Here is a 25085-nt window from a genome sequence, read left to right as displayed (position 1 = left end):
TCGGAGCGGACGGCAGCCGAGGGCCGAGGAGGGTGCACATCCCGGCGGTGCGTCCCGCCGCGGCCTGTGCGGCGGTCAGGAGTGGGCGCTGGGTTCCGCCGTTCGCTCGCCGCGGGCGTCCTCGGCGGTCGTGTCGGGGGCCTTCTCCGGGGCAGGGGCGCCGGCCTGGCGGCGGTGTTCCCTCAGGGAGTGCCCGACGGCCGCGGCCCACACGGCGTAGATCAGGCCGTAGACCGCCCATTGGGTGCCGTCGCCCGCTTCGGCCCAGTCGCTGCGCAGGATGGTCCGGGTGTTGGTGAGGACGATGAGGCCGCCGACCGCGGAGCCGAGGATGCGCGGTGGTACGTGGCGGACCAGCCAGGCGGCGAACGGCGCGGCGACGAGGCCGCCGAGCAGCAGGGCGGCGGCCCACTGGTAGTCGATGCCCTCGGAGCCGAGGCCGACGAGGAAGCCGACGCTGGCGGCCAGGGCGACCAGGAACTCGCTGGTATCGATGGAGCCGATCACCTTGCGGGGCTCCAGGCGACCGCTGGCCAGGATGGCCGGGGTGCCCACCGGCCCCCAGCCGCCTCCGCCGGTGGCATCCAGGAAGCCGGCCACCATGCCGAGCGGGGTGAGGAATCGCTTGCGCAGGGGCTTGCCGAGGTTGCCGGTGGACAGGCCGCGGAAGGTGAAGCGGCCCAGCAGGTAGATGCCGAGGCCCAGCAGGATCAGCGCCATGACGGGCTCCGCCACCTCGGTGGACAGGTTCGACAGGACGGTGGCGCCGGCGAACGCCCCGACTGCGCCCGGGACACCGATCTTGACGACGACCTTCCAGTCCACGTTGCCGAACCGCCAGTGGGAGACCCCGGAAGCGAGCGTGGTGCCGATCTCCGCGAGGTGCACGGTGGCCGAGGCGGCGGCGGGGTTGGTGCCGAACGCGAGCAGAAGGGTCGTCGACGTGACGCCGTAGGCCATGCCCAGGCTTCCGTCCACGAGTTGGGCACCGAGCCCGGCAAGTGCCAGCAGTATGAGCGTCTTCACGCCTGCCCCCCGCATCCCTAGTTTCCCCATCGGATTAGTAGGGATGATGCGTGGCGGAGGACGCGTCGACAAGCGGGTGTCCATTTCATGGACGGATCGATATCACCTACTGAGAACGAGCAGGTCTGCAAGGGGGGCCGCCAAGGCGCCGGGTCTCACGGATTGGACCAGGCGGCAGGGTCCTGGGCGAGCGCGTGCACGAAATCGGGGAGCCGGCCCGCCGCGATGTCCGCGAGCGAGACCCCTTCGAGGATGTGCCGGACGTTCGCCCGCAGGGCGACCCACAGCGGCAGCAGGGACTCCGCCGGGCCGCTGTACGCCAACTCAGGGGGCCGTACGCCCCGCACCGAGACCAGGGGCCCCTCGACGGCCCGGACGACGTCGGCCACCGAGATCTCGGCGCCCGGCCTGGCCAGCCGGTAGCCGCCGCGGATGCCGCGCTGGCTGACGACCAGGCCGCCGCGGCGCATGTCGTTGAGGATGCCCTCCAGGAACTTGTGCGGAATCTCCTGCGCGTCCGCGATGGCCTCGGCCTTCATCGGCTCGGCCCCCTCCGCGCCGGCGAGCAGGAGGGCGGCGCGTACGGCGTAGTCCGCCCTGGCTGAGATCCTCATGCGGGCATTATCGCCCAGGCCCCGCAGCCGGGCCCGGGGCGCCACGGGCCCACGACCGGGCCGAATTCCTACGAAAAGGGTAGGGAAGCTTGACGGGGGACTGCGCTGCGCCACAAACTGGCAACATGCCCCTGTCGCAGCCGCAGCTCGTACGCCGCAGGCACGTTGACTTCCGTCGCGTGGCCAGCGCGGTCTGCCGCCCCTTCTGAGGCAACTCTCCCAGCGCGTCGTCCGGCGCCGCCAGCTCGCGCGGCGCCCTCGGCGGACGTGCTCCGCACCCGCGGTCCAGCCCGGCCCCACCGGCCTGCTCGTCGCCACGCCGACATCTGTTCCCGCCGCCGTCCGACGCGCGGGCGCGGGTGCACAGCCATCGCCGGCGCGACCGTGTCACGCCGGCCGTGACCCGGCCCTCCGTTCCCACCCCGATCGCCTGAAGGGGCTCCACGTGACCACTGCTCTTTCCTCCTCCGCACCCGCCCGGCCCGCTCCCCTCCCCGCAGCCGCCGAGGCGGCCGACGTCCGCGTCGGATACCTCGTGTACCTGCCGGAGAACGCCGATCCCGCGCAGCTGCTGCACACGCACGGACTACGCGCCGAGATCCGGCCGCTCGGACCCCGGACACCGCCGGCTCCCGCACAGACCTACGGCGACGACGTGGTCCGGATCGACCGCGCGAGCCGGACCGTCGAGGTGGCCGGGCGCGAACTGGACCTGACCTACTTGGAGTTCGGCCTGCTGGCCCACCTGGTCGCCCATCCGCACCGGGTGCACACCCGCGAGGCGCTCCTCTCGGGCATCTGGGGCTACGACTACCCCGGTGACGGCCGGACCGTGGACGTCCACGTCGCACGGGTGCGGCGCAAGCTCGGCGCCGAGCACCGGGGGCGCATCGTCACCGTGCGGCGGGTCGGCTACAAGTACCTGCCCGGCCACGGGTAGTTCCGCCGGCGCGACGACCGGGCCCCGGACCGCCGAGCGGTCCGGGGCCTTGTCCCGTGTCTGGAGCCGTGCCGGTTCAGCCGGCCGCCGGCGTCACCGGCAGCCCCGCCCGGCGCCATGCCTGGAAGCCGCCGATCAGGTCGGTGGCGCGGGGCAGGCCGATCCACCTCAGGGAAGCCGCGGCGAGCGAGGAGGCGTAGCCCTCGTCGCACAGCACGATCCACCGGATGGTGGCGCTGGTGGCCTCGGGCAGGGCGCCGGAGCTGGCCGGGTCCAGCCGCCATTCCAGGTGGTTGCGTTCCACGATCAGCGCGCCGGGGACGGTACCGTCGGCGCGCCGCTGGAATTCCGGGCGGGTGTCCACCAGGACCGCCCCCCGCGCGACGGCCGCATGTGCCTCGTGCGGATGGAGCCGGTCGAGGGAGCGTCGTACGGCTGCGAGCCTGGCGTCGATGCCCATCAGGCCGGCTCTCCCAGGCCGGGGAGGCCTTCGCGGCCGTCCGGTTCGAGGAGGCCGTCGGGGCTGTCGAGGCCGTCGGCGTCGTCGACCGCGCTGGTGCGGACCAGCGCGATGCCGCCGTGCCCGGGCAGCTGCCGGTAGTACGACATGGTGGCCAGGGCCGGGGAGTAGGCGTGGATGCTGACGGCCGGGGCGGCGCCGTCGTTGCGCACCTCGTGGATGTGCCGGGGGCCGAAGGCGCGGATGCTCTCGGTGGGCAGCCGCCACGGGCTGGGGCGGCCGGCGGCGCGGGTGGTGAAGGTCCGTTCGGTGAGCTCGCCCTGGACCACGCAGAAGGCGCCGGAGGAGCCGCCGTGGTCGTGGATCTCGGTGCCCTGGCCGGGCAGCCAGGTCAGCAGCCAGATCTCGAACGCGGGGGTGCGGGCGAGGCGCGCATAGAAGCGCTCCTCGGCGGTGAACCGGACCCGGGGTGACCACAGTGCGGTGCGTCCGGCGAAGCGGCGCGCGGTTTCGGCCAGTTGGGTGGGGCTGAGCGAGGGTGCATCGGTGCGCGGGGGCGCGGTCATGGTGGTGCCTCACAAGGTGTCGTGTCGTGCGGTCGGTCGTCAGGGACGGCCGGCGCGACACAGTGCGCTGGCCACGCGGACGAGATCCACGTGGTGTCGTGCGAAAAGGCGCTTACCGGTGGGCATGACCGAAACATTGGCAGGATTCGCCTCGCGGGTCAAACGGCAGGGTCCGAATTCCCTCTGCTGGAGCGCCTTTTGTGAACGGAGTACTGCGCGCGTGTTTCCGGTCTCCCGACATGTGAGACGGGGGCGGTCGTCCCGTTCACGGCCCGCAGCTCCGCGCCGTCAGCCTCATGTTCCGCACGCATACGCACTTCGCAGGCTTTCTGCGACCGCGCATTCACCTCGCGGGATTTCTGCGGCCCCACATTCGTCTCGCGGGCTTTCTGCGACCGACGCACGTCCCCTGGTTCGACGCGGCCGCAGGTCAGGCCCATGCTCGGAGACTGTTGGTCAGCAAACTCCCAGCATGAGTCAGCAGACGTGTACGTGGCGACCCAATTCGTCCGCGGAATGGGCAGCTTCTTCAAGAGCTGCGCGTACGCCCGCCAGAACCGCTGCGCCCACCCGTACGCCATTCGTCATCGCGATGCCGCTGGGCGGCAATGCGAGGAAGCCGGGTACTCACCCCAGCAGGCGGCGCTCGACCGACTGACCAAGGTGCCGTATGTGATACCGGTCGGGGCAGAGCGATGTTGGGGATCGGGTTGAGGCGTCATCGAAGGCTCACAGTGTCAGGCGGCCGATGTCCTGAGGGTCGAGACCGGTCAGCTGTGCGATGCGCGGAGCGGGGATGCCCGCCGTCAGAGCTCGATGGACGAGAGCTTCCCAGTCTTGAGTCGTCTCCCGGAATTCCAGCAACTCGCTTTCCACGTCCGTGACGGCCTGGGGTGCGCACTCCTGCTGGACCCTCAGCGCTTCATCCTCGCTCAGCGGCACGGGCAGGCGCTCCGCGTTCTCGGGGATGAACGCCTGGGCATCAACCGGGAGGATTCTGACCTGCTCGGACGAGGCCGATACCCCATGGGCATGCAGCCATCCCAGGACGGCCGGTGTTTCCGCACACTCCAGGGTTCCGACTGCAGCCAGGGCGGCCCCCAGCCGAGGGTGGCGGTCGGGAAGAAGAAACAGGTATGCGTCATCGGCCATCGCGCGGAATCGCCTTCTCGATAGGACCTCAGCGGGTGCACTGATGCTAGCGTCCCTGCTGCCCTCCGCTGCCAGTCTCAGTCGCCCGGCGACGATCCCGCTCGGGCTCGCGCAGCACTCGGTGCTGATGCTCGACGTCGAACTCGGTTCGGGGCACGCCAGGGTGGCGGATGCCGGTTCGCCGGGCCTGTTGCGGCTGCGGGGCGAGACAGTGGAGCGGGTCGTCTTCGGCGTCCAGCTGCGACTCCTCGCCATGGAGGTCCCGCGTGCCATCCTGCGGGAACTGACCGGGCACGGGCGCTGAGGCGCGGCAGGTGAAGGGCCCTACCGGACTTGCGATCACATGGTTGTTCGCGCACTCCCTCAACCTCTAATATTTGCCATCCGACAATAATTAGCAGATGGTGGGGCGGTCGCACGGCCGCGGCGGCGCCGTACAGAGGGAGACAGCTCGGTGACAGACCAGGTCGGGGCGAACGAAGCTGCGGCAGCGCAGGTGTGTAGCTTCCTTCAGAGGCGCCGTGAGCAGATCGCTCAGCGCTGGGCAGACGCCTCACTGTTCCGGACGGTGTTCACGCTTTCACGGGAAGAGGCCGTCGAGGCGTGCAAGGCCGTGGTGGATGCGCTGGCCGATGTGGCGCTGTCGGGGCGGCCGGAGGACATCGCCGCCCCCGCATTCGGCACCGTGCGTGATCAGCTGGGCAGGATGGCCGCCTCCCGGGCCCGCGCCGGTTTCACCCCGGCCCAGATCTCGGAGGAGGTCGCCGCCTTGCGTGCTCCCGTCGTCGAGCTGCTGCGCGGCGAGTTCACGGATTCCTCCGAGGCCACAGCGCAGGAGGGTGTCCTTGCTCTGACCGTGCTCATGGGCAGCTTGCGCCTGGTGGTCATGGAGACGGCACTGAGCGCGGGTGAGGAGCTCATCGCCCGACAGCGTCTGCAACTGCTGGAGGTGGCGACTCCCGTCATCAAACTGTGGGAGGGCATCGTCGCCGTTCCCCTGATCGGGACTCTGGACAGCGCCCGCAGCCAGGTCGTCATGGAGAGCCTGCTGGAGGCGATCGTCGCGCAGCGCGCCCAGTACGCCATCTTGGACATCACCGGCGTTCCCACGGTCGATTCCCTGGTCGCCCAGCACCTGATGAAGACGGTGGCCGCCGCCCGGCTCATGGGGGCCGAGTGCATCGTCTCCGGCATCCGGCCTGCGATCGCGCAGACCATCGTGCACCTCGGCATCGACCTGGGAACGATTCTCACGCGCGCCGGCCTGGCGGATGCCCTTGCCTATGCGCTCGCCCAGCAGGGCATCGAAGTTTCCGCCCACAGGATGGCGAGAGCGAGCACGCGGTGAACCGCGCCGCCGCCGGCCACCCGCTCGCGGTGCCGGTCTTGGCACTGGGGGACGTTCTGCTGGTGACCCTGCAGGGCGAGCTGCACGACGGCATGGCCGAGCAACTGCAGCAGGACATCGCCCAGCGCATCGCCCGCAGCACCGTCTCCGGCGTCGTGATCGACATCTCCGGAGTGGACATCGTCGACTCGTTCCTGGGTCGGGTTCTGTCGGACATCGCGGCCGGCGCCCGGCTCATGGCGGTGCGCACCGTACTGGTCGGCATGCGACCGGCGGTGGCGATCACCATGGTCGAACTCGGTCTCACCCTGCCCGGACTGGTCACCGCTCTGGACACCGAACGAGCCCTGGACATGCTGGCCACTGCTCCACAGTTGGCCGCTGTGTCGGTTCCGGCGGAAAGGAAGGAGGCGCGTGATGCCGGCCTCCCGTGACGTCACCGCCGCCCGCGTGGCCATCGGGTCGGACACCGACCTGGCCTGGGTCCGTCAACAGGTACGCCAGGCCGCGGCCGGGCTCGGGTTCAGTCTCGTGCAACAGACGAAACTGATCACCGCGGCCAGTGAACTGGCTCGCAACACCCTCATCCACGGGGGCGGCGGGTACATGGAGATCACCCCCTGTCCCCAGGGCACCGCCCCCGGACTGCGGCTCTCCTTCGTCGACAGCGGCCCCGGTATCCGCAATGTCGAGCAGGCAATGGCCGACGGCTACACCAGCGGTGGCGGCCTGGGGCTGGGCCTGAGCGGCGCCAAGCGGCTGGTGCACGAGTTCCTCCTCGACACCTGCCCCGGCCGCGGCACCACCGTCACGATCACTGCCTGGGCCACCGTCGTTCCCTCCGCGCGACCGGAGGCGACGTGAGCCGCGTATGGGACATCCCCATCCACGACTCCACCCGCCTGCGCGATGCCCGGGTGGCGGCAGAAGCAGCCTCCGCGCTGGCCGGCTTCACCTCGCACCGCACCGCGAACACCGCGTTGGTGGTCGCCGGACTGGCCACCGACCTGCTCGAGCACGCCGGTGGCGGCCGTGTGCTGATCAACCTTGTCGAGCGCGCCGAAAGGGCCGGTGACCGAGAGATCTCGGTCCAGCTCTGCGCTCTCGACCACGGCTCTGGCATGCCCGACGTTGCGGCCGCCCTGCGCGATGGCTACACCACGGCGCCGGGCTCCCTCGGTGCGGGACTGGGCACCTGCCTGCGTATATCCTCCGCCTTCGGCCTGCACAGCACCGCAGGCCGCGGCACCGTCGCCCTGGCGCGCGTCGACCAGCACCCCGCCGTCAGGCAGCAGTCCGCCGCCGCCCTGGGCGTGACCGTCGGCGCCGTCAATGTGCCCCTGGCCCACGGCGAGCACTCCGGCGATGCTGTGACCTGGGCGCGCCACGGGTCCCGGTTGACGCTGCTGCACGCCGACGGACTCGGCCACGGGCCCAAAGCCACTCACGCGTGCGCTGTGGCCGTGGACGAGTTGCACCGCACGGCGCATCTTCCGCCGGCGGAGATCCTTCGTCGTCTGCACACCGCGCTGTGTCCCACCGGGGGCGCGGCCGCTGCCATCACCCAGCTGGACGCCGGCACCCGCCGACTCCGCTTTGCCGGCGTCGGCAACATCGGGGCCCGCCTGCGCGATGCCGGCAGCCCCGCTCTTCCGGTACGCGACGACACCAGCGTGACTGTAGTGGCCCCCATCCTCCGCAGGAGCGCTCATGGCCCCTCCTCTGCATGACGTCTGGCACATCGTGTCGGCTGCCGACGCGGCCCGGGCACGGATCGTCGCGGCCCGGCTCACCGCCGACGCCGGCGTTTCGCCGCTCGAGCGCGCACGTTTCCTGATCGCGGTGACCGCCCGGCTGCGGCAGTGTCTGCGCCAGGGCGGTGCCGATCTCACCCTGGCCGTGCACGACTGCCCGGGCGAGGACCGGCGGACGCGGATCGTCGTGCAACCAGCCGACGAGCCCGCCGACGCCGCTTCCTGGCAGATCACTGTGTCCTGCTGTGCACCGGTGCGCCGGCTTCCAGGACGGCCGCTGACTCGGGACCTGGCCGAGGCTCTGCTGGCTGCGGACGACGACCTGGCCGAGGTGGTGGAAAGACTGGAGGAGAAGCAGGAACTGGTCCGCTTCCACCGGGAGGAACTGCACCAGACGAATCAGGGCGTGCTGGCTCTGCATGCCGATCTTGAGTCCGCCGCCCGGATCCAGGAGGAGTTGCTCGCCGCCGAGCGCTCCGCCCGGGCCGACGCCGAACGGGCACGGCAGCTGCTGACCTTCCTGGCCGACGCGAGCGACACGGTGACCGCCTCGCTCGATCCGTCGGACATCATGCGCCGGCTGCCCGAACTTCTGGTTCCTGACTACGCCAGCCACGTGGAGGTCTGGCTCTTCGACAACGAGATCTTCGGCCACGGCGTCCGTCCGGCCGCGGCCGTGGTCGCAGCCCGCAGCGGACGGCCCCAGCACGCCGCGGCCCACCCCGGTGGCCTGCCGGGCGTCGACGACCTGCCGTCTTCCGCCCTCGCTCCCGACCGGCCGCTGCTGTGCATTCCGCTCACCGCACGCCGCGCACTCGGCGTCGTCACGCTCACCGCGCCCGACGACGGCTTCGACCCGGACGTGTGCGTCATGCTGGTCGAACTGGCCCGGCGGGTGGCCACCGCCCTGGCCAACGCCCGCAGCTACACCCAGCACCGTGACATCGCCGAAGCCCTCCAGCACGCCCAGCTCACCGACCTGCCCGCCACCAGCGACCTGCGCCTGGCCGCCCGCTACCTGCCCGCCACCTATGGACTGAACATCGGCGGCGACTGGTACGACGCCTTCCGACAGCCCGACGGGAGCATGCTTGCCGTGATAGGAGACGTCACCGGACACGGACTGCACGCCGCCGTGCTGATGGGCCAACTGCGCACCGCCCTGCGCGCCTACGCCGTCGAAGGCGACAGCCCCGGACAGATCCTCACCCGGCTGCACCGCATGCTGCGCCACCAGCAGCCGGACCTGTACGCCACCGCGCTGATCGCCCGCTTCCGTCCCGGCGATCCGACCGTGGTGTGGGCCGCAGCGGGCCACCCGCCGGCCATCCTGCGCACCCCCGACGGCACCGTCCGTTCCCTGGAGGGGACACCGGGCGCCATGCTCGGGATCCCCCTGGACGCCACCTACCCGGAGCATGCCGCCCACGTACCCTCCGGCTCGACGCTCGCCCTGTACACCGATGGTCTGGTCGAACGACGCGCGCAGGGCATCGATCCGGGCATAGACCGCCTCGCCCAGGCTCTGGCCGCACTGAGCACCGCAGACCTGCAGAACCTGGACGACGCGGCCGATGCTCTGCTCAAACCGCTGCTGCACGACTGCGAACGCGACGACGACGTGTGCATGCTGCTGTGCCGCACCAGTAGTCCGGAGTGTCAGCCCGCCATGCCGCAGCAGCCCGCGAAACACTCTCGCCCATCCGGAAGGGGCCCTGTCCTCGAGAGCGTGGAGTCCGCAAGGGGAGAGGGTGACCACCGTGACTGCTCCTGACCCCACGTGTACGGCCGAAGGCCAGCTCCGCGCCGCGTTGCCTCTTGCCTGACCGGCCGCTACTGATCGTCTGCAGGCTCCTGCAAGGCACTCTCATGCGCGGCCAGGAAGGCCCTCAGCCCTCCGCTCAGCGCCGTCCGATCCTCCGGTCTCATCACCGTCAGCACCGCAGCGAGATCCTGCGCCCGCCGCCGCGCTACATCGTCCAGCACCTGCCGCCCCTGTGCGGTGACACCCAGCCGCACCTCCCGCCGATTCCGCGGGTGCGGGGCCCGCTCCAGGAGACCGGCCGCCTCCAAACGGTCGCACAGCCGGCTGGCCGTCGGGAGCGTGATGGCCAGCCGTTCCGCCAGTGCCGTCAGATTCATCCCCGGCGCGGCTTGCACGACGTGCAACGCCCGGAACTGGTGCACCGACAGCCGGAGGGTCACCTTATGGGCCGCCAACGACCACAAGGCCGCCAGAACGTCCACGGCATCGGCGATCTCCAGCGCAGCAGCCCGCGGGCCGTCACCCGGTCCACTCCCCCGGTCCTCACCGGAACCGCCGAAACGGATCACACACACATCACTCTCAGTAACATTCGGGCCATACGAGTCCTGCCACGCCAGCGCGCATACCCGATCGCCACAGACGCAAGCAGCCTGATCCCTGCCCATCCCTGGGCGCTGTCGGCGTTCGGCGCTGCAATAGCGCCGCAGGAGGGGTCGCCGGATTCGAGCCCGATCCGGCGGGCACACGCTGAGCCTGGCCGACGCAACCGATCAGGGACGGGGTGAGAAGGGTATGACCGACACCGACACCACGCGCACGCGGCCCCCAGCGCCCCTGTCATCGTCGAAGGACACAGCGCGGCCGCGATCGCCCACACCCGTGACGTCGCCCGCCTCTTCGTCGATGGTCTCAGGCCGTCCGCGGCTCCCCGAACGGCGGAGACGCTCGCCCTCGTGGTCTCCGAGCTCGCCACCAACTCCCTTCGCCACGGCGGCGGCCGCTACACCCTTGAACTCACGGCGAACGCCGAGGCAGTCGACGTCGCGGTCAGCGACCCCAGCCCGGCGCGTCCGCAAGAACGCACTCCCGACCTCAGCGGTGGCACCGGAGGATTCGGATGGCCCATGGTCCGCCACCTCGCCAGCAGGGTGACCGTCACGGCCGGGCCGGGGCGGGGCAAGACCGTTCACGTCCGCCTCCCGCGACGCCCCGCAAAACAGGCAGCGGTCCATCCACCCCGGACCTGACAGCTCACACAGAGAACCGGCTTCATTTGTCATTTGACAACTGATGTCTTGGAGCAACAAAGTGTCCGTGACAAGAGTGGATGAAGAAAGGGCCGGGATGCTCCGACAGGCCGGCGCCGCACCGCACACCGGCTACCGCCCCGGCGAGGTGCCCGGAAACCCGGCGCGAGGGCATCCCCCTCAGGCGGATTGGGCTTCGGAGCCGAGGTCGTCCTGTATCTGCCCTGCCGCCGCATCACAGAAGGCTTCCAGGCCTTCGAGCAGTGCGGCTCTCTTGGCTGCGGGCATGACATCCAGCACGGCCTGCAGTTCACGCTGCCTGCGCTCCCGCAGGTCGTCCAGGAACGCCCGCCCCCGCTCGCTCAGGCGCAGGCGCACCTCGCGGCGGTCGTTCGGGCTCACCACGCGGTCGACGAACCCGGTGGCCTGCAGCCGGTCGCACAACCGGCTCGTCGAGGGCGGCGTGGAGGCGAGGGAGTCGGCGAGGGTTCGCAGGTTGATGCCCTCGTGGTGTTCGAGGATGAGCAGTACCCGCAGCTGGGAGGCCGAGGCGGGAGCCGTCGAGGCGCGACCCCAGAGCACTTCCAGGAGCTCCGCGGCCGTGGAGGTCACGCGTGCGACCTCGTCGGGCCGTGGGCGGGGGCGGATGGTACTCACGCTCATACTCTCGCAGACGCTGGGACGGATGTCAGCGTACTAGGACCGCGCTCCAGCGGCAGAGGCATCGAGCCGCCACCTCCCACGTCGATCTCATGTCCGCATATTGTCGGTATTCCAGACAAGGATTGGTCTCTGTATCGTGAACAGATTTGTAGTCGCTGAACGCGCTGTCCGTACGGCAGCACCGCATGAGCTGCTCGACGCTGTCCGTCGTGTACTGGTCGAGCAGTACGCGGCGGACAGCGTCGAGCTCTTCATGGCCGACTACGGACTGACCGTGCTGCAGCCGGTGTCCGTCCTGCCCCACACCATGGAGCCGGTGTCGGTGCACAACAGCCCCGAGGGCCGGGCCTTCGGCGCCCAGGAGCCGTTCGTGGAAGACGCGCCGGGAGCCGGGCCGGTGCGAGTGCACCTCCCGGTGAGCGTGCGCGGTGACGCCTCGGCGTGCTGTCGGTCGTGCTGGCGGGCAGGGAACACGTCCGCGACTGCCTGGCGGAGCTGGCCGAGATCGCCGAGGTGCTGGGGCGGGAGGTGGTGGTGGCGGAGCGGGACACCGATCTGTACCTCCAGGCCCGCCGCAAGGACCGGCTCACGCTGGCCGCGGAGATGCAGTGGCAGCTCCTGCCCGGCCGCTCCTGCGCCAGGCCCGAGTACGAGCTGGGCGCACAACTGGAGCCCGCGTACGCCATCTTCGGCGACAACTTCGACTGGTCCGCGACCGCGGAGCACCTGATGCTGTACGTCACCAACGGCATGGGTGAGGGCATAGAGGCTTCCCTGCTGACGAATCTGGCCATCAACGCACTGCGCAACGCCCGGCGCGCGGGGCTGCCGCTCGCCGACCAGGCGGCCCTGGCCGACCAGGCGGTGTACGCGCAGTACGGGGGCGAGTGCTACCTGTCGGTGCTGATGTTCGACTTCGAGCTCGCCACGGGGCGGGCCTGGGTCGTGGACGCCGGGTCGCCGCAGATGCTCCGGCTGCGCGGGGGAAGCGTGGAGCGCATCGAGCTGGAGGCACAGCTGCCGCTGGGCATGTTCGAGGAAACCGACTATGTGGCCCAGGAGTTCCGCGTCGAGCCCGGCGACCGGCTGGTCTTCGTCAGCGACGGCGTCTACGCGGTCGCCTCGCCGAAGGGCGAGGCCTACGGGGACGCAGCCCTGGCCCGTGCGATCCAGGCAACGCGCCTGCTGCCGGCCGCCGAGGTCCCCCGGGCCATCCTGCGGGAACTCACGGGTCACCGCGGGCAGCGGGTCCCCGACGACGACGCCCTCGTGGTCTGCCTGGACTGGCTGGGACAGTGACCGCTGGTCCCCACGGGGATCTCGGCTGCCGGACCGCCCTACAAGAGCCTGACCAGCCCGCAAACGCCCACTCACCGCCTCCCCCTCTTACCGCTCCGAGCACCGGCCCGTCGACGCCGCCCGGTGGCAGGCGCTACCCGCCGGATCTCTTGCTGCGGGCATGGACATCGCCGCCGCCGGGCTGTCTGGCGGCCTGTCCCCTTGTCCGGCCGGGACGGCCGGGCTGTGCCCCACCGTCACCAGGGCCGGTGGAGTTCAGTGCGTTCGGCGGGGAACTGGTGGCGGAGGTCGGCGTCGCGGTCAGGCACGGCTCGACCGAGTCGATGGGCGACATCACGGTGGAGGCGCTCTCTCACTCCTGGTCCGGGCCAGGTAGCGGTATGTCGGCAGTGGCCGGGGGCAGCCCCTGGAGACAGGAGCAGGCGTGACGGCTCCCGCGCTTTGGTCGTGTCTGCCAGTCCGGTATTCCCTGGCCTCCGCGGACGTCGTCGCACGTGACCTTCGCGGTCGCAAGGTCGATACTGCCCCTGCAGGGCTCTTGCCGATCGTCAGCCGACTCGACACGAAAGCCTGACGCTGCGCCGGCGAAGTCCGTCCATCTGCCCATCAGCCTAGGAGATACCCTTGAGGATGCTCATCAACGTCCCCGAGACCGTCGTCGCGGACGCGTTGCGCGGTATGGCAGCCGCCCATCCCGAGTTGACCGTGGACGTCGAGCACCGGGTGATCGTGCGGCGGGACGCCCCCGTTGCCGGGCAGGTCGCCCTGGTCTCGGGGGGTGGTTCCGGACACGAGCCGCTGCACGGTGGGTTCGTGGGTCCCGGGATGCTGTCGGCGGCATGTCCGGGTGAGGTGTTCACCTCGCCGGTGCCGGACCAGATGGTGCGGGCCGCGGCGGCCGTGGACAGCGGGGCCGGGGTGCTCTTCGTCGTCAAGAACTACACCGGTGACGTACTCAACTTCGACATGGCCGCCGAACTGGCCGAGGACGAGGGCATCCAGGTTGCGAAGGTGCTGGTCAACGACGACGTCGCGGTGACGGACAGCCTCTACACCGCCGGCCGGCGCGGTACGGGGGCGACCCTGTTCGTGGAGAAGATCGCCGGGGCGGCGGCGCAGGAGGGACGGCCGCTGGAGCAGGTGGAGGCGATCGCCCGCCGGGTCAACGACGGCTCCCGCAGTTTCGGGGTGGCGCTCAGCGCGGTCACGACCCCGGCCAAGGGCAGCCCCACCTTCGACCTCCCGGCCGGCGAGCTGGAACTGGGCATCGGCATCCACGGGGAGCCGGGCCGGGAGCGACGGCCGATGATGACCTCGGGCGAGATCGCCGAGGCCGCCGTGGACGCGGTGCTGACCGACCTCGCCCCGCGCAACCCCGTCCTGGTCCTGGTCAACGGCATGGGCGCGACGCCGCTGCTGGAGCTGTACGGCTTCAACGCCGAGGTGCAGCGCGTCCTGGGCGAGCGGGGTGTCGCCGTCGCCCGCACCCTCGTCGGCAACTACGTCACCTCCCTCGACATGGCCGGCGCCTCGGTCACCCTGTGCGAGATCGACGAGGAACTGCTCGGGCTGTGGGACGCGCCGGTCAGCACCCCGGGCCTGCGGTGGGGCATGTGAGGGCCGACGAGGGCAGAATCGCGACGTACCTACCAGGCAAGGAGAATCTGTGCTCGACGCCGACTTCTTCCGCCGTTGGATGACGGCGGCCACCGCGCTGGTCGACCGCGAGGCGGAACGGCTCACCGCCCTCGACTCACCCATCGGCGACGCCGACCACGGCAGCAACCTCCAGCGCGGGTTCCGGGCCGTGGCCGCCGCGCTGGAGAAGGAGGCGCCCGACACTCCCGGCGCCGTCCTGATCCTCGCCGGGCGGCAGCTCATCTCCACGGTCGGCGGCGCCTCGGGGCCCCTGTACGGGACGCTGCTGCGCCGTACCGGCAAGGCGCTCGGGGATTCCGCGCAGGTGAGCGCGGAGCAACTGGCCGAGGCGCTGCGGGCGGGCGTGGACGCCGTCCGGACGCTCGGCGGCGCCGCGCCGGGGGACAAGACGATGGTGGACGCCCTGGTGCCCGCCGTGGACGCCCTGGGCGACTCCTTCGCGGCGGCCGGTACGGCGGCCCTGGAGGGGGCCGAGGCGACCACGCCCATGCAGGCCCGCAAGGGCAGGGCGAGTTATCTGGGCGAGCGCAGCGTCGGGCACCAGGACCCGGGGGCGACCTCGTCCGCCCTGCTCTTCGCGGCGCTGAAGGAGACGGCCGGTGAGTGACGACAAGCTGGTGGGGATCGTGCTGGTGTCCCACAGCGCCCAGGTCGCCGCGTCGGTGGCGGAGCTGGCGAAGGCGCTGTCGGGCGGCGGCGGGGCGGTGGCCGTGGCCCCGGCGGGCGGTACCGCGTCCGGGGAGTTCGGGACCAGTTCGGAACTGGTCGCGGCCGCCGCCGCGTCCGTGGACCGGGGCGCGGGCGTGGCCGTGCTCACCGATCTGGGCAGTGCGGTACTCACCGTGAAGGCGCTGCTCGCCGAGGGCGACGAACTCCCGGAGAACACCCGCCTGGTGGACGCGCCCTTCGTCGAGGGCGCGGTGGCGGCGGTCGTCACGGCCTCGACCGGCGCCGACCTCGCGGCCGTGGAGCAGGCGGCCGCTGAGGCGTACTCCTACCGGAAGGTCTGACCGCGCGGCCGACCGGGCGGTCCGGACGCGGGGACCGCCCGGGACTCGCGGGGTCCTCGCGCCCGCTCAGCCCCGTCCACGAACCGTCGTGTCAGCCTCCGTCCACGAACCGTCGCGCCAGCCGCTCCCCCGCCTTCTCGGCCGCGGCCGTGTCCTCGATGGGCTCGACCTCGCTGCCCTTGAAGACGATGTACGTGACGTCGGAGGCCGCCCCGCCGCCCTGGGGGTCCGCCGGAATGTCGAGGGCGCGTGCGGCGGCGTAGGAGGCCTCGCCGATCAGGTCGCTGGGACCGACGTCGCCGACGACCGCGTACCGTACCCGGTCCCCGTGGACGAGGGCCGCGAGCGAGCCGCCGCCGATGCCGTCCTCGCGGTGGTCCCAGGTGTCGCTGGGGCCGGGCACCACGACGTAGGGCAGGCGCTCGGCGTCCAGCGGGCGGCCGTCGGAGTCCGTGAAGGCGGTGGCGGGGCTGAAGTGCGGGTCGGTGCGGGCGTTGCACCGGTCGCCGGGCCGGCCGTCGCAGTCCACGTCCAGGTCGGCCTTCCAGTACACGGCGTCGCGCGTGCCGCACACCGGGATGTCCGCCGGCGCCCCGGCGTCGCTGCGGTAGCGCCCGGGCGAGACGGGGTCGCAGTCCCGCACTCCGGCCAGCAGGTCGGCGGCGCGGACGGGCTCCTCGGCCCCGTCCCGCTGCGGACGGTCCGCGGCCCGGGAGTCCGGCCCGACCCGGGATGCGGGTGCGGACGGCCCGGCCGGAACCTGCGGGACGGGGCCGACCCGCACTCCGGACCGGTCCGCGCGCAGGGCCCCGGTCCGGTCCGGGACACCGGGCAGCAGGACCCGCACCGGCGGGTCGGGGCGCGGCGTGGGCGGAGCGCCGGGGAACGTCGTGGGGGCGAGCAGGGCGGCGCTGGCCGCGACCAGTGTCAGCGACTGGACACGCACGATGGGGCCTCTCCTCGGGGACATGGACGGACACTCGGCCCCATCTGTCCCCGGATCGGCCACGCGCCCACCTTTTGCAGGGCCAGACGGTGCACGCCCGCCGTGCGCTCCGCGGCCCCGGGTGGGCGACCGGGGGCGGGCGGGCCGGGCCTTGTTCCGGATCCGGCCCGCCCGGCCGCCCAGGCCGGCGCGGGATGGCGACGACAGCGTTCCACGCGCCATCGGCCCGAACGTCCCCGTTCTTCCCGGGAGTTCGGCCCTGAGGTGTCTCAGCATACGTAACGCCCGCGCATGCGTTTCACCCACGGCCCTCTTGATGTGGCCGCGTCACGGGCGTCATATTGGTCCGGACCTTTACCGTCGCCGTCGTCGAATGCGGCAGCACCGAGGAGGCAGGGCCGTGCGCGAGGTTTCCGTTCCCGCTCTCCCGCGCCGGTGCGCCCTGTTCTGCGGGGCGCTGCTCCTGCTCACGTCCTGCGGCTGGGGATCGGCCGCGGACGGTGACGGTGGCGGGCTGCCCGCGGTGCCGACGGGCGTCACCGCCGAGGCCGGCAGCGCGACCACCGTGCACGTGATGTGGAACGCGGTCGACGACGTGCGGACCTACGAGGTGTACCGCGGCGGCACGCTGGTGAAGGAGGTGCCGGCGGCCGAGCGGATGGTGGACGTCACCCGGCTGCGCCCCTCGACGTCGTACGTCTTCACCGTGCGGGCGCGGGACGCCGAGGGACGGCTCGGGCCGCCCAGCCGGGAGGTGCGGGCGACCACTGCGGCCGCGGTGGACGACGAGTCCGCGCCGACCCGCCCCGGCGACGTCGAGGGCCGTGCGGTGGGCAGCCGGGCGGTCCAGCTCACCTGGTCGGCCGCGAAGGACGACCGCGGTGTGGTGTCCTACGACGTCTACCAGGGCGACACGAAGGTGCACAGCGTCGGCGGCGCCCAGACGGCGGCCGTGGTGACGGGACTGCGGGCGGGCACCCGCTACTCGTTCACCGTGCGCGCGCGGGACGCCGCCGACAACGTCTCCCCCGCGGGCACCGCCGTCCGGCTCACCACCCCGGGCACCGACGACGGCCGCGCCACCGCGCCCACCAAGCTGCGCGCCGCCTCCCACCGGGCCGACGGTGCCTACTACCTGGACCTCTCCTGGATCCCGCCGCGCACCGAGACGCCGGTGACCGAGTACCAGATCCACCTGGACGGGCGTGCGGCGACCTCGCTGGTCTACGGCGCCGACGCGCCGCGCGACCGCGCCGAGTACAGCTTCTACGCCGGACGCGAGGCCGGGGTCACCCACCGGGTGCGGATCCGGGCGAGGCTGGCCGACGGAACCTGGGGCGGCTTCTCGACGGAGCGGAAGGTGACCACGGGAACGGGCCGCTGACCCGGTGCCCGGCCGCCTCCGGCCCGGCCGGGGGAACGCGTCACCTGCCCGGTCGCCCTCCGCATGCGGGTGCGGCCGGGGCCCTGTTGGCTGCCAGCGGGGGCACGGGCGTTCCCGATCCCGGCGGCGCAAGGGATGTACCGCCGACCGTGCCGCCGGAGGGCAGTCCACATGCGCATCTCATCGCCACTTCTCCGCTCCGGCGCCACCGTGGCGGCCGCCGCCGCGCTGCCCGCCGCCCTGGCCGCCGGACCGGTCGCGGCGGGACCGGGGATCTCCGTGAGCACCACCGGGACCACGGTGTCGGTCACGACCACGGCCTGCGCCCAGCTCAACGGCAGTTGGGGCACCGCCTCGCTGCTGACCAGCAGTCAGCGGGACTTCGCCCAGGGCCGCCAGGTGGCGCTGTCCGGCAGCGCTTCGGGCCAGTCCGCGGCCTGGTCGGGAATCTCGCCGGGCACCTACACGGTGATCGTCATGTGCTCGAACAACAGCACCGCGGGCACCCAGACGGTGATCGTCTCCTCGGCCCCCTCCCCTTCGCCCTCGCCGAGCCGGTCCGCCGCCCCGTCCCCGTCCGCGTCGCCCGGCGGCGTCATGGGCGGTCTCGGCGGGGCCGTCCAGGACTACGGCACGGCCACCCTGGTGGCGGGGGGCGCGCTGGTGGGGGCGGGCGTCATCGCCGCGGCCTGGTTCCTGCGCCGCCGCTCGAAGCCGTACCGCTTCTGAGCCGACACCTCTCTGAGCCGACGCCTGATGGATCGTGGTCCGGTCAGGCCGGTTCGTCGCCGGGCAGCTCCGCGAACTCCGCCAGCGCGTGCCCGAGCCACCGGGTCCAGAACGTCTCCAGATCGATGCCGGCCCGCAGCACCAGGTGCCGCAGCCGGTCCTCGGGGCTGTCCCGGCCGGGCGGGAAGTCGCGCCGTTCGATCTCCTCGTACTCGGCCAACTGCCGTTCGTGCAGCTCCAGGTGGCGTCGCAGGTCCGCCTCGACACCGGCGGTGCCGACCACGGCGGCGGCGCGCAGCCGCAGCAGCATGGTGTCCCGCAGCGGCTTGGGGTCCTGCGGGGTCGCGGTCCAGCGGGACAGTTCGGCGTGGCCGGCGGGCAGGACCTCGTAGGACTTCTTCTGCCCGCGGGCCGGCTGCTGCCCGGGCAGGGCCCGGATCAGTCCCTGCGCCTCCAGTTTCCCCAGCTCGCGGTAGATCTGCTGGTGCGTCGCCGACCAGAAGTAGCCGATCGACCGGTCGAACCGGCGGGTCAGCTCCAGCCCCGACGACGGCTTTTCGACCAGGGCGGTGAGGATCGCGTGCGGGAGTGACATGGGCTCATCCTAGGGACGGCCCACCCGCCTCCTACAGCGCCGCCGCCAGCTCGGTGCCCTGCTTGACGGCGCGCTTGGCGTCCAGTTCGGCGGCCACGTCGGCGCCGCCGACCAGGTGCGCGGCGCGACCGGCCGCGATCAGCTCGTCGTACAGGCTCCGGCTCGGCTCCTGGCCGGTGCACAGGACGACCGTGTCGACCTCCAGTACGGTGGACTCGTCGTCGACGGTGATGTGCACTCCGGCGTCGTCGATCCGGTCGTAGCGCACGCCCGGGACCATGGTGACGCCGCGGTGCTTCAGCTCGGTGCGGTGGATCCAGCCGGTGGTCTTGCCGAGCCCGGCGCCGACCTTGGACGTCTTGCGCTGGAGCAGGTGGACGGTGCGCGGCGGCGCGGGGCGCTCCGGCGCGGCGAGGCCGCCGGGGGCGCGGTAGCCGGTGTCGACGCCCCAGAGGCGGAAGTACGCCTCCGGGTCCTCGTGCGCCTTGTCGCCGCCGTCGGTGAGGTACTCGGCGACGTCGAAGCCGATGCCGCCCGCGCCGAGGATCGCGACGCGCTCGCCGACCGGGGCGCCGTCGCGCAGGACGTCCAGGTAGCCGACGACGGACGGGTGGTCGATGCCGGGGATGTCGGGGGTGCGCGGGGTGACGCCGGTGGCGACGACGACCTCGTCGTGGCCGGTGAGGTCGTCGACGCCGACGCGGGTGTTCAGGCGCACGTCGACGCCGTGGGCCGCGAGCTGGGTGCGGAAGTAGCGCAGCGTCTCGTCGAACTCCTGCTTGCCTGGGACCTTGCGGGCGACGTTCAGCTGCCCGCCGATCTCGCTCGCGGCGTCGAACAGGGTGACCTCGTGGCCCCGTTCGGCGGCGCTCACCGCGCAGGCCAGTCCGGCCGGTCCGGCGCCGACGACGGCGACGCGCTTGCGCCGCCGGGCCGGGGTCAGGACCAGCTCGGTCTCGTGGCAGGCGCGCGGGTTGACCAGGCAGGAGGTGATCTGGCCGCTGAAGGTGTGGTCCAGGCAGGCCTGGTTGCAGCCGATGCAGGTGTTGATCGCCTCGGGGCGGCCGGCCGCGGCCTTGGCGACGAAGTCGGGGTCGGCGAGCATCGGGCGGGCCATCGAGACCATGTCGGCGGCGCCCTCGGCGAGCAACTGCTCGGCCACCTCGGGGGTGTTGATGCGGTTGGTGGTGACGAGCGGGACGGACACCTGGCCCATCAGCCGCTTGGTCACCCAGGTGTAGGCGCCGCGCGGCACGGAGGTGGCGATGGTGGGGATGCGGGCCTCGTGCCAGCCGATGCCGGTGTTGATGATCGTGGCTCCGGCGGCCTCGACGGCCTTCGCGAGGGTGATCACCTCGTCCAGGGTGGAGCCGCCGGGCACCAGGTCGAGCATGGACAGGCGGTAGACGACGATGAAGTCCTCTCCGACGGCCTCGCGCACCCGGCGGACGATCTCGACGGGGAAGCGCATCCGGTTCTCGTAGGAGCCGCCCCAGCGGTCGGTGCGGTGGTTGGTCCGCGCGGCGACGAACTCGTTGATCAGGTACCCCTCGGAGCCCATGATCTCGACGCCGTCGTACCCGGCCGCGCCGGCGAGGCGGGCGGTGCGGACGTAGTCGTCGATGGTGCGCTCGACCTCGGCGTCGGTCAGCTCGCGCGGGACGTGCGGGCTGATCGGGGCCTGGAGCGCGCTCGGGGCGACCAGGTCGGCGTGGTAGGCGTAGCGGCCGAAGTGCAGGATCTGCAGGGCGATGCGGCCGCCCTCGCGGTGCACGGCGTCGGTGACGGTGCGGTGCTGCTCGGCCTCCGCCTCGCAGGTGAGCTTGGCACCGCCCTCGTACGGGCGGCCCTCGTCGTTGGGGGCGATGCCGCCGGTGACGATCAGGCCCACTCCGCCGCGGGCCCGGGCGGCGTAGAAGGCGGCCATGCGCTCGAACCCGCGCTCGGCCTCCTCCAGGCCGACGTGCATGGAGCCCATCAGGACCCGGTTGGGGAGCGTGGTGAAGCCCAGGTCGAGCGGGCTCAGCAGGTGCGGGTAACGGCTCATCGGGCCCTCCGTGCGCGGTGACGTGCCTCTGTTGTAGAGGACGGCCACCCCATTGTGCAACTAGTTGCACAATGGGGTGGCGCACACCTCACCGCCCCGGCGGGACCGGCTCAGCGGCTCAGCGGCTCTCGAGCCGTACGTGCAGCTCGCGCTCCTGGTCCCCGGAGGCCTGGCTCAGGTCCTGCACGGTGAACAGGGAGTCCAGGGTGGAACGGAGCCGCTCGATCGCCCAGTAGCCGCCCTGCGCGTCGGCCTCCACGGACGCCCCGAGCCGGGCGGGGCCGCACTCGCCCCGCTGTTCGTCGGCCACGTCGAAGGTGCCGAGCCACACGGTCGGGCGCACCTCGTCGTACTCCCGGGTCACGTCGCCCGCGTGCCGGTCGGAGGAGAAGCACGCGCACAGGGTGTCGAACACGGTCCTGGCGTCCTCCTTGCTGCATCCGCTCAGCTCCACCGAGACGGACTCCGGATGCAGTCGCTCACCGTCCATCGTGATCGCTCCCTCTCGTGGTCGTGACCGAAGCCGCACTGGCCGATACCACCAGAAAAGCACCCTCGGCGGCCCGGCGCGAAGGGGCCGGGACAGCCCGCCGGGTCAGCCCCGGGTGAACCGGTACGTCTTGCTGTCGGTGAGCACGCAGAAGCCGGGCGACACGACGATCACGCGCAGGGTGCCGGTGCGCCGGTCGTAGTCGACGCCCTCCGCCTCGAAGCTCCCGGAGCAGGCGCTGCGCAGGGGCAGCTGCCGCAGCGCGGTCACGTGGCCGGTGACGTCGGCGGTGCCGTTCGGCGCCGCCGACAGGTCGATCCGCAGGAGCGGCTTCGTGATGCCGAAGAGGGCGCCCTCCGGGTCGTCGGAGGAGCACAGCAGGGTGGTGGCGTCCAGGAAGTCGCAGCCCTGCACGTCGCGCACGGCATGGTCCAGGCGGACGGTGGCCGCCTGCGGCAGGTCCGCCGAGGGCGAGGTCGCCGGATTGACGCCGGGGGTCGGGAACACCAAGAGCCGGTTCATGGTGCCCCACTCCCCCGCCAGCATCCACTGTCCGTCGGGTGAGATCGCGGACCACGAGTTGTTCAGCGCCTCCCCGGCGCTCAGCGTGTGCACGTACTCCGACCAGCTCCCGTCCGGTGCCTGCACGCGGAACATCTTGGTGTTCCCGTCGTCGCGCTGGTACGGCTCGACGTAGTGGCCGTCGTAGGAGGCGTCGGGGTCGCCGACGTGGTTCCAGCCGCGGGTGCTGAGGCCGAGCGGGATGGTGCCGATCCCGGTGTAGCGGTTGGGGCTGCCGGCCGGGACCTCCACCGAGGCCAGGCCCTGGCTCTCGGTCAGCGGGTCGGCGCGGTCGGAGCCCACCTCGGTCCAGCTCTCGGCGGCCCGGGCCTTGGCGGCGGGGGCGTCCGCCGCGGCCGGACCGGCGAGGCAGAGGGAGAGTGCGAGGACGGCGAGACCGGTCAGGGCGGTGTGACAACGTTGCCGGACGCGCAGGGGCATGGGTGCTCCTCGGTGGGGGTGGCCGGGCGGCCTGGGCGGGGGCGGGCCGTTCGGCGCACAGTCTGGACCGTCCACGGAGTCATGTACAGACCAACTCCGGTCGCTCCGGCTCCGGCCAAGGTCCCACCGGAGATGTTCCGTGCGGCGTTCCCCGCCCCGCGGGGAGATGCTGGGGAGGAGGCGGCGAAGCCCTGACGAACCGGCCCCGTGCGCGGTGGAACGCGGTAGAACAAGGAGGTCGGCACCGAAGGGCGTGGCGCGTCGAACGGCGAAGGCGGGGCGTGGGATGAGTGCAGCGGGGTCTGCCGGGTTCGAGGGCGAGCCGTCGCCGCGCGGCCCGGTGGGGCCCAGCGGACTGCTCGACCTGCTGAACGTGGCCTCGATCGTCCTGGACGCCGAGGGCCGGATCGTCCTGTGGAGCCCGCAGGCCGAGGAGCTGTTCGGCTACTCGGCGCCGGAGGCGCTGGGGCAGTACGCCGCCCGCATCATGGTGCACGAGCGCCATCTCGACCTGGTCGTGAAGCTGTTCGAGGACGTCATGAAGACCGGCCGGAGCTGGGCCGGCGCCTTCCCCGTCCGGCACAAGGACGGCAGCACCCGGCTGGTGGAGTTCCGCAACATGCGCCTGCTGGACGACCGCGGTGACGTCTACGCCCTCGGCTTGGCGGCCGACCAGTCGATGGTCCGCCGGCTGGAGCGGGACGTGGCCCTGTCCACCCGGGTGATCATGCAGTCGCCGATCGGCCTGGCCGTCCTGGACACCGAGTTGCGGTACGTCTCGGTCAACCCCGCGCTGGAGCGGCTCAACGGCATCCCCGCCGAGGAGCACCTCGGCCGGACGACCCGTGAGTTGCTGCCGCAGGTGGACGCCGGTCCGCTGGAGGCGGCGGCACGCGGGGTGCTGGAGACCGGGCGGCCGGTGGTCGACCGGCCCATGACCGGACGGACGCCCGCCGGCCCCGACGAGGAGCACACCTGGTCGGTCTCGCTGTACCGGCTGGAGGACGCCATGGGCGCCGTGCTGGGCGTGGCGGTCTCGGTGGTGGACGTGACCGAGCAGTACCGGACGAGTGCCGAGGCCGAGGCCGCGCGGCGCCGACTGGACGCGGTGGCGGACGCCTCCGCCCGGATCGGCACCACGCTGCAGCTGGACCGCACCGCGTACGAGCTGGCCGACGTGGCCGTGCCGTCTCTCGCCGACATCGCCGCCGTGGACCTGCTGGACGCCGTGGTCGAGGGCCGGCGCAGCACGCTGGGCCCGGCCGAACCCGCAGTGCTCAGGGCGCTGGCCGTGCGCGCCGACGACGCGGCCCGGGACGCGCTGCCGGCGGCCGACCCGCCCGGTCTGGTGGCCCGGTACGGACCTGACCGCCTGGTCACCGAGTGTGTGCGCACCGGCCGGCCGGTGATGGTGGCGCGGGCGACGCCGCGGGACCTGGGGCGGGTCGCCCGGTCGCCGGAGGCGGCCGAGCTGCTGCGCCGGGCGGGCGTCCACTCGTACCTGGCCGTCCCGCTGATCGCGCGGGGCGAGGTGCTGGGCGCCCTGGACCTGAAGCGGATCGGCAACCCGCTGCCGTTCGACGAGGACGACCTGCTGCTGGCCCGGGAGCTGGCGGCGCGGGCGGCGCTGCAGATCGACAACGCGCGCTGGTACCAGAACGCCCGCGACACCGCCCTCACCCTCCAGCGCAGCCTGCTGCCGAGCCATCCGCCGGTCACCGGGGGGCTCGAGGTCGCCTCCCGCTACCAGCCGGCCGGCGGCACCAGCGAGGTCGGCGGCGACTGGTTCGACGTGATCGAGCTGGCGGGCGGCCGGACCGCGCTCGTGGTGGGCGACGTGATGGGCAGCGGCATCGCGGCGGCGGCGTCCATGGGGCGGCTGCGCACCGCGACCAACACGCTGGCCGCGCTGGAGCTGGACCCCGCGCAGCTGCTCGGGCACCTGGAGCGGACCACGGCCGGTCTCGACCAGGCCATCGCCACCTGCCTGTACGCCGTCCACGACCCGCACCGGCGGCAGTGCCTGATCGCCAACGCCGGGCATCTGCCCCCGGTCCGTCTGCGGGCCGGGCGACCGCCCGAGCTGCTCGACCTGCCCACCGGAGTACCGCTCGGGGTGGGCGGCGTCGCCTTCTCCACCACCGAGGTCGGCCTGGAGCCGGGCGACCGGCTGGTCTTCTACACCGACGGCCTGGTCGAGACGCGCAGGCATCCGCTGGACGAGCGGCTGGACGCGCTGCTGGCCCTGCTGGACGGCCCGGACCGCCCGCTGGAGGAGGTCTGCGACCTGCTGCTGCGCACCCTGCACGAGCCGGAGAACTCCGACGACGTGGCCCTGCTGATCGCCCGGGCCACGCCGCCGCTGCGCTAGCGGTGCCGAGCGGTG

27 protein-coding genes and 1 pseudogene are annotated in these 25085 nt (G+C 72.3%); 16 read left to right on the top strand and 12 right to left on the bottom strand.

What is annotated here, in order from left to right; genetic code table 11:
- Window positions 1–75 precede the first annotated feature (75 nt).
- Both K7854_RS14170 and K7854_RS14165 read right to left on the bottom strand, forming a co-directional pair.
- Window positions 76–1026, bottom strand: coding sequence for a sulfite exporter TauE/SafE family protein (locus tag K7854_RS14170; protein WP_226026825.1), 951 nt, complete (start codon window positions 1024–1026; stop codon window positions 76–78).
- A 155-nt stretch (window positions 1027–1181) separates the two neighbouring features.
- Complete coding sequence (locus K7854_RS14165; protein ID WP_226026824.1) at window positions 1182–1640, bottom strand: RrF2 family transcriptional regulator; 459 nt, start codon at window positions 1638–1640, stop codon at window positions 1182–1184.
- A 125-nt stretch (window positions 1641–1765) separates the two neighbouring features.
- Between K7854_RS14165 and K7854_RS37800 the strand changes: the two genes are divergently transcribed.
- Window positions 1766–1849, top strand: coding sequence for a putative leader peptide (locus K7854_RS37800; RefSeq protein WP_372481033.1), 84 nt, complete (start codon window positions 1766–1768; stop codon window positions 1847–1849).
- Between the two features lie 236 nt (window positions 1850–2085).
- Window positions 2086–2580, top strand: coding sequence for a winged helix-turn-helix domain-containing protein (locus tag K7854_RS14160; RefSeq protein WP_372481032.1), 495 nt, complete (start codon window positions 2086–2088; stop codon window positions 2578–2580).
- Window positions 2581–2656: 76 nt separating this feature from the next.
- Here the strand turns inward: K7854_RS14160 and K7854_RS14155 are convergent, their stop codons facing one another.
- From K7854_RS14155 to K7854_RS14145, 3 genes are all read right to left on the bottom strand, one after another.
- Complete coding sequence (locus tag K7854_RS14155) at window positions 2657–3040, bottom strand: rhodanese-like domain-containing protein (protein ID WP_226026823.1); 384 nt, start codon at window positions 3038–3040, stop codon at window positions 2657–2659.
- Window positions 3040–3606 carry a cysteine dioxygenase gene (locus tag K7854_RS14150; protein WP_226026822.1) on the bottom strand — a complete coding sequence of 189 codons (567 nt, stop codon included), beginning with the start codon at window positions 3604–3606 and terminating at the stop codon, window positions 3040–3042. Before K7854_RS14150 ends, K7854_RS14155 begins: the two co-directional genes overlap by 1 nt.
- A 729-nt stretch (window positions 3607–4335) precedes the next feature.
- Window positions 4336–4758, bottom strand: a complete 423-nt coding sequence (locus tag K7854_RS14145; RefSeq protein ID WP_226026821.1) for a DUF6003 family protein — start codon at window positions 4756–4758, stop codon at window positions 4336–4338.
- Between the two features lie 43 nt (window positions 4759–4801).
- Here K7854_RS14145 and K7854_RS14140 point away from each other — a divergent pair, with 43 nt between their 5' ends.
- The 6 genes from K7854_RS14140 (at window position 4802) to K7854_RS14115 (ending at window position 9634) form a co-directional block, all read left to right on the top strand.
- On the top strand, window positions 4802–5062 hold the full coding sequence (locus K7854_RS14140) for a hypothetical protein (RefSeq protein WP_308112537.1): 261 nt from the start codon (window positions 4802–4804) through the stop codon (window positions 5060–5062).
- 150 nt (window positions 5063–5212) lie between these two features.
- The gene (locus K7854_RS14135; protein ID WP_226026820.1) at window positions 5213–6106 is read left to right on the top strand and encodes an STAS domain-containing protein; all 894 of its coding nucleotides are present in this window, start codon (window positions 5213–5215) and stop codon (window positions 6104–6106) included.
- Window positions 6103–6540, top strand: a complete 438-nt coding sequence (locus K7854_RS14130) for an STAS domain-containing protein (RefSeq protein ID WP_226026819.1) — start codon at window positions 6103–6105, stop codon at window positions 6538–6540. Before K7854_RS14135 ends, K7854_RS14130 begins: the two co-directional genes overlap by 4 nt.
- Entirely contained in the window at window positions 6524–6970 is a 447-nt protein-coding gene (locus K7854_RS14125) for an anti-sigma regulatory factor (RefSeq protein ID WP_226026818.1), read from the top strand. The genes K7854_RS14130 and K7854_RS14125 overlap by 17 nt, the downstream gene beginning before the upstream one ends.
- A complete protein-coding gene (locus K7854_RS14120; protein WP_226026817.1) occupies window positions 6967–7836 on the top strand; it encodes a PP2C family protein-serine/threonine phosphatase in 870 nt (289 codons plus the stop codon). Before K7854_RS14125 ends, K7854_RS14120 begins: the two co-directional genes overlap by 4 nt.
- Window positions 7817–9634 carry a PP2C family protein-serine/threonine phosphatase gene (locus K7854_RS14115; protein ID WP_226026816.1) on the top strand — a complete coding sequence of 606 codons (1818 nt, stop codon included), beginning with the start codon at window positions 7817–7819 and terminating at the stop codon, window positions 9632–9634. Before K7854_RS14120 ends, K7854_RS14115 begins: the two co-directional genes overlap by 20 nt.
- A 59-nt stretch (window positions 9635–9693) precedes the next feature.
- On the opposite strand, the gene K7854_RS14110 is transcribed toward K7854_RS14115, so the two are convergent.
- Entirely contained in the window at window positions 9694–10194 is a 501-nt protein-coding gene (locus K7854_RS14110; RefSeq protein ID WP_226026815.1) for a MarR family winged helix-turn-helix transcriptional regulator, read from the bottom strand.
- 273 nt (window positions 10195–10467) lie between these two features.
- Here K7854_RS14110 and K7854_RS14105 point away from each other — a divergent pair, with 273 nt between their 5' ends.
- The gene (locus tag K7854_RS14105) at window positions 10468–10875 is read left to right on the top strand and encodes an ATP-binding protein (protein ID WP_226026891.1); all 408 of its coding nucleotides are present in this window, start codon (window positions 10468–10470) and stop codon (window positions 10873–10875) included.
- Window positions 10876–11055: 180 nt separating this feature from the next.
- Here the strand turns inward: K7854_RS14105 and K7854_RS14100 are convergent, their stop codons facing one another.
- Window positions 11056–11538 (bottom strand): MarR family transcriptional regulator, encoded by a 483-nt coding sequence (locus K7854_RS14100; protein ID WP_226026814.1) that lies wholly within the window; start codon window positions 11536–11538, stop codon window positions 11056–11058.
- 136 nt (window positions 11539–11674) lie between these two features.
- Between K7854_RS14100 and K7854_RS14095 the strand changes: the two are divergent.
- From K7854_RS14095 to K7854_RS14080, 4 genes and pseudogenes are all read left to right on the top strand, one after another.
- Window positions 11675–12837: pseudogene (locus K7854_RS14095) on the top strand (PP2C family protein-serine/threonine phosphatase).
- A gap of 624 nt (window positions 12838–13461) precedes the next feature.
- Window positions 13462–14454: a dihydroxyacetone kinase subunit DhaK gene (gene dhaK, locus K7854_RS14090; RefSeq protein ID WP_226026813.1), complete on the top strand. Its 993-nt coding sequence runs from the start codon at window positions 13462–13464 to the stop codon at window positions 14452–14454.
- 49 nt (window positions 14455–14503) lie between these two features.
- Window positions 14504–15103: a dihydroxyacetone kinase subunit DhaL gene (dhaL, locus tag K7854_RS14085; protein ID WP_226026812.1), complete on the top strand. Its 600-nt coding sequence runs from the start codon at window positions 14504–14506 to the stop codon at window positions 15101–15103.
- Complete coding sequence (locus K7854_RS14080; protein WP_226026811.1) at window positions 15096–15506, top strand: PTS-dependent dihydroxyacetone kinase phosphotransferase subunit DhaM; 411 nt, start codon at window positions 15096–15098, stop codon at window positions 15504–15506. Before dhaL ends, K7854_RS14080 begins: the two co-directional genes overlap by 8 nt.
- 91 nt (window positions 15507–15597) lie before the next feature.
- Here K7854_RS14080 and K7854_RS14075 read toward each other — a convergent pair whose 3' ends face one another.
- On the bottom strand, window positions 15598–16452 hold the full coding sequence (locus K7854_RS14075) for a glycoside hydrolase family 75 protein (RefSeq protein WP_226026810.1): 855 nt from the start codon (window positions 16450–16452) through the stop codon (window positions 15598–15600).
- Window positions 16453–16852: 400 nt separating this feature from the next.
- Between K7854_RS14075 and K7854_RS14070 the strand changes: the two genes are divergently transcribed.
- Complete coding sequence (locus tag K7854_RS14070; RefSeq protein WP_226026809.1) at window positions 16853–17836, top strand: fibronectin type III domain-containing protein; 984 nt, start codon at window positions 16853–16855, stop codon at window positions 17834–17836.
- Between the two features lie 171 nt (window positions 17837–18007).
- Window positions 18008–18565: a hypothetical protein gene (locus tag K7854_RS14065; RefSeq protein WP_226026808.1), complete on the top strand. Its 558-nt coding sequence runs from the start codon at window positions 18008–18010 to the stop codon at window positions 18563–18565.
- 43 nt (window positions 18566–18608) lie between these two features.
- Here the strand turns inward: K7854_RS14065 and K7854_RS14060 are convergent, their stop codons facing one another.
- From K7854_RS14060 to K7854_RS14045, 4 genes are all read right to left on the bottom strand, one after another.
- Entirely contained in the window at window positions 18609–19160 is a 552-nt protein-coding gene (locus K7854_RS14060; protein ID WP_226026807.1) for a PadR family transcriptional regulator, read from the bottom strand.
- A gap of 31 nt (window positions 19161–19191) precedes the next feature.
- Window positions 19192–21207: an NADPH-dependent 2,4-dienoyl-CoA reductase gene (locus K7854_RS14055; protein WP_226026806.1), complete on the bottom strand. Its 2016-nt coding sequence runs from the start codon at window positions 21205–21207 to the stop codon at window positions 19192–19194.
- A gap of 118 nt (window positions 21208–21325) precedes the next feature.
- Complete coding sequence (locus K7854_RS14050) at window positions 21326–21697, bottom strand: hypothetical protein (protein ID WP_226026805.1); 372 nt, start codon at window positions 21695–21697, stop codon at window positions 21326–21328.
- A gap of 105 nt (window positions 21698–21802) precedes the next feature.
- On the bottom strand, window positions 21803–22699 hold the full coding sequence (locus K7854_RS14045) for a hypothetical protein (RefSeq protein WP_226026804.1): 897 nt from the start codon (window positions 22697–22699) through the stop codon (window positions 21803–21805).
- A gap of 286 nt (window positions 22700–22985) precedes the next feature.
- Here K7854_RS14045 and K7854_RS14040 point away from each other — a divergent pair, with 286 nt between their 5' ends.
- Window positions 22986–25070, top strand: a complete 2085-nt coding sequence (locus tag K7854_RS14040) for a SpoIIE family protein phosphatase (RefSeq protein ID WP_226026803.1) — start codon at window positions 22986–22988, stop codon at window positions 25068–25070.
- Window positions 25071–25085: the final 15 nt, after the last annotated feature.

This window comes from Streptomyces hyderabadensis, from assembly GCF_020404845.1.
Lineage (GTDB): Bacteria > Actinomycetota > Actinomycetes > Streptomycetales > Streptomycetaceae > Streptomyces > Streptomyces hyderabadensis.
The sequence above is the reverse complement of the archived record's forward strand: the minus strand, read 5'-3'. Positions and strand labels throughout refer to the sequence as shown.

Excerpts from the sequence above, each read along its gene's own strand:
- K7854_RS14125 (WP_226026818.1), top strand. The coding sequence starts at position 6,524 with ATGCCGGCCTCCCGTGACGTCACCGCCGCCCGCGTGGCCATCGGGTCG.
- K7854_RS14145 (WP_226026821.1), bottom strand. The coding sequence starts at position 4,758 with ATGGCCGATGACGCATACCTGTTTCTTCTTCCCGACCGCCACCCTCGG.
- K7854_RS37800 (WP_372481033.1), top strand. The coding sequence starts at position 1,766 with ATGCCCCTGTCGCAGCCGCAGCTCGTACGCCGCAGGCACGTTGACTTC.
- K7854_RS14040 (WP_226026803.1), top strand. The coding sequence starts at position 22,986 with ATGAGTGCAGCGGGGTCTGCCGGGTTCGAGGGCGAGCCGTCGCCGCGC.
- K7854_RS14140 (WP_308112537.1), top strand. The coding sequence starts at position 4,802 with ATGCTAGCGTCCCTGCTGCCCTCCGCTGCCAGTCTCAGTCGCCCGGCG.
- K7854_RS14150 (WP_226026822.1), bottom strand. The coding sequence starts at position 3,606 with ATGACCGCGCCCCCGCGCACCGATGCACCCTCGCTCAGCCCCACCCAA.
- K7854_RS14100 (WP_226026814.1), bottom strand. The coding sequence starts at position 11,538 with ATGAGCGTGAGTACCATCCGCCCCCGCCCACGGCCCGACGAGGTCGCA.
- K7854_RS14115 (WP_226026816.1), top strand. The coding sequence starts at position 7,817 with ATGGCCCCTCCTCTGCATGACGTCTGGCACATCGTGTCGGCTGCCGAC.
- K7854_RS14045 (WP_226026804.1), bottom strand. The coding sequence starts at position 22,699 with ATGCCCCTGCGCGTCCGGCAACGTTGTCACACCGCCCTGACCGGTCTC.
- K7854_RS14055 (WP_226026806.1), bottom strand. The coding sequence starts at position 21,207 with ATGAGCCGTTACCCGCACCTGCTGAGCCCGCTCGACCTGGGCTTCACC.
- K7854_RS14060 (WP_226026807.1), bottom strand. The coding sequence starts at position 19,160 with ATGTCACTCCCGCACGCGATCCTCACCGCCCTGGTCGAAAAGCCGTCG.
- K7854_RS14155 (WP_226026823.1), bottom strand. The coding sequence starts at position 3,040 with ATGGGCATCGACGCCAGGCTCGCAGCCGTACGACGCTCCCTCGACCGG.
- K7854_RS14065 (WP_226026808.1), top strand. The coding sequence starts at position 18,008 with ATGCGCATCTCATCGCCACTTCTCCGCTCCGGCGCCACCGTGGCGGCC.
- K7854_RS14165 (WP_226026824.1), bottom strand. The coding sequence starts at position 1,640 with ATGAGGATCTCAGCCAGGGCGGACTACGCCGTACGCGCCGCCCTCCTG.
- K7854_RS14050 (WP_226026805.1), bottom strand. The coding sequence starts at position 21,697 with ATGGACGGTGAGCGACTGCATCCGGAGTCCGTCTCGGTGGAGCTGAGC.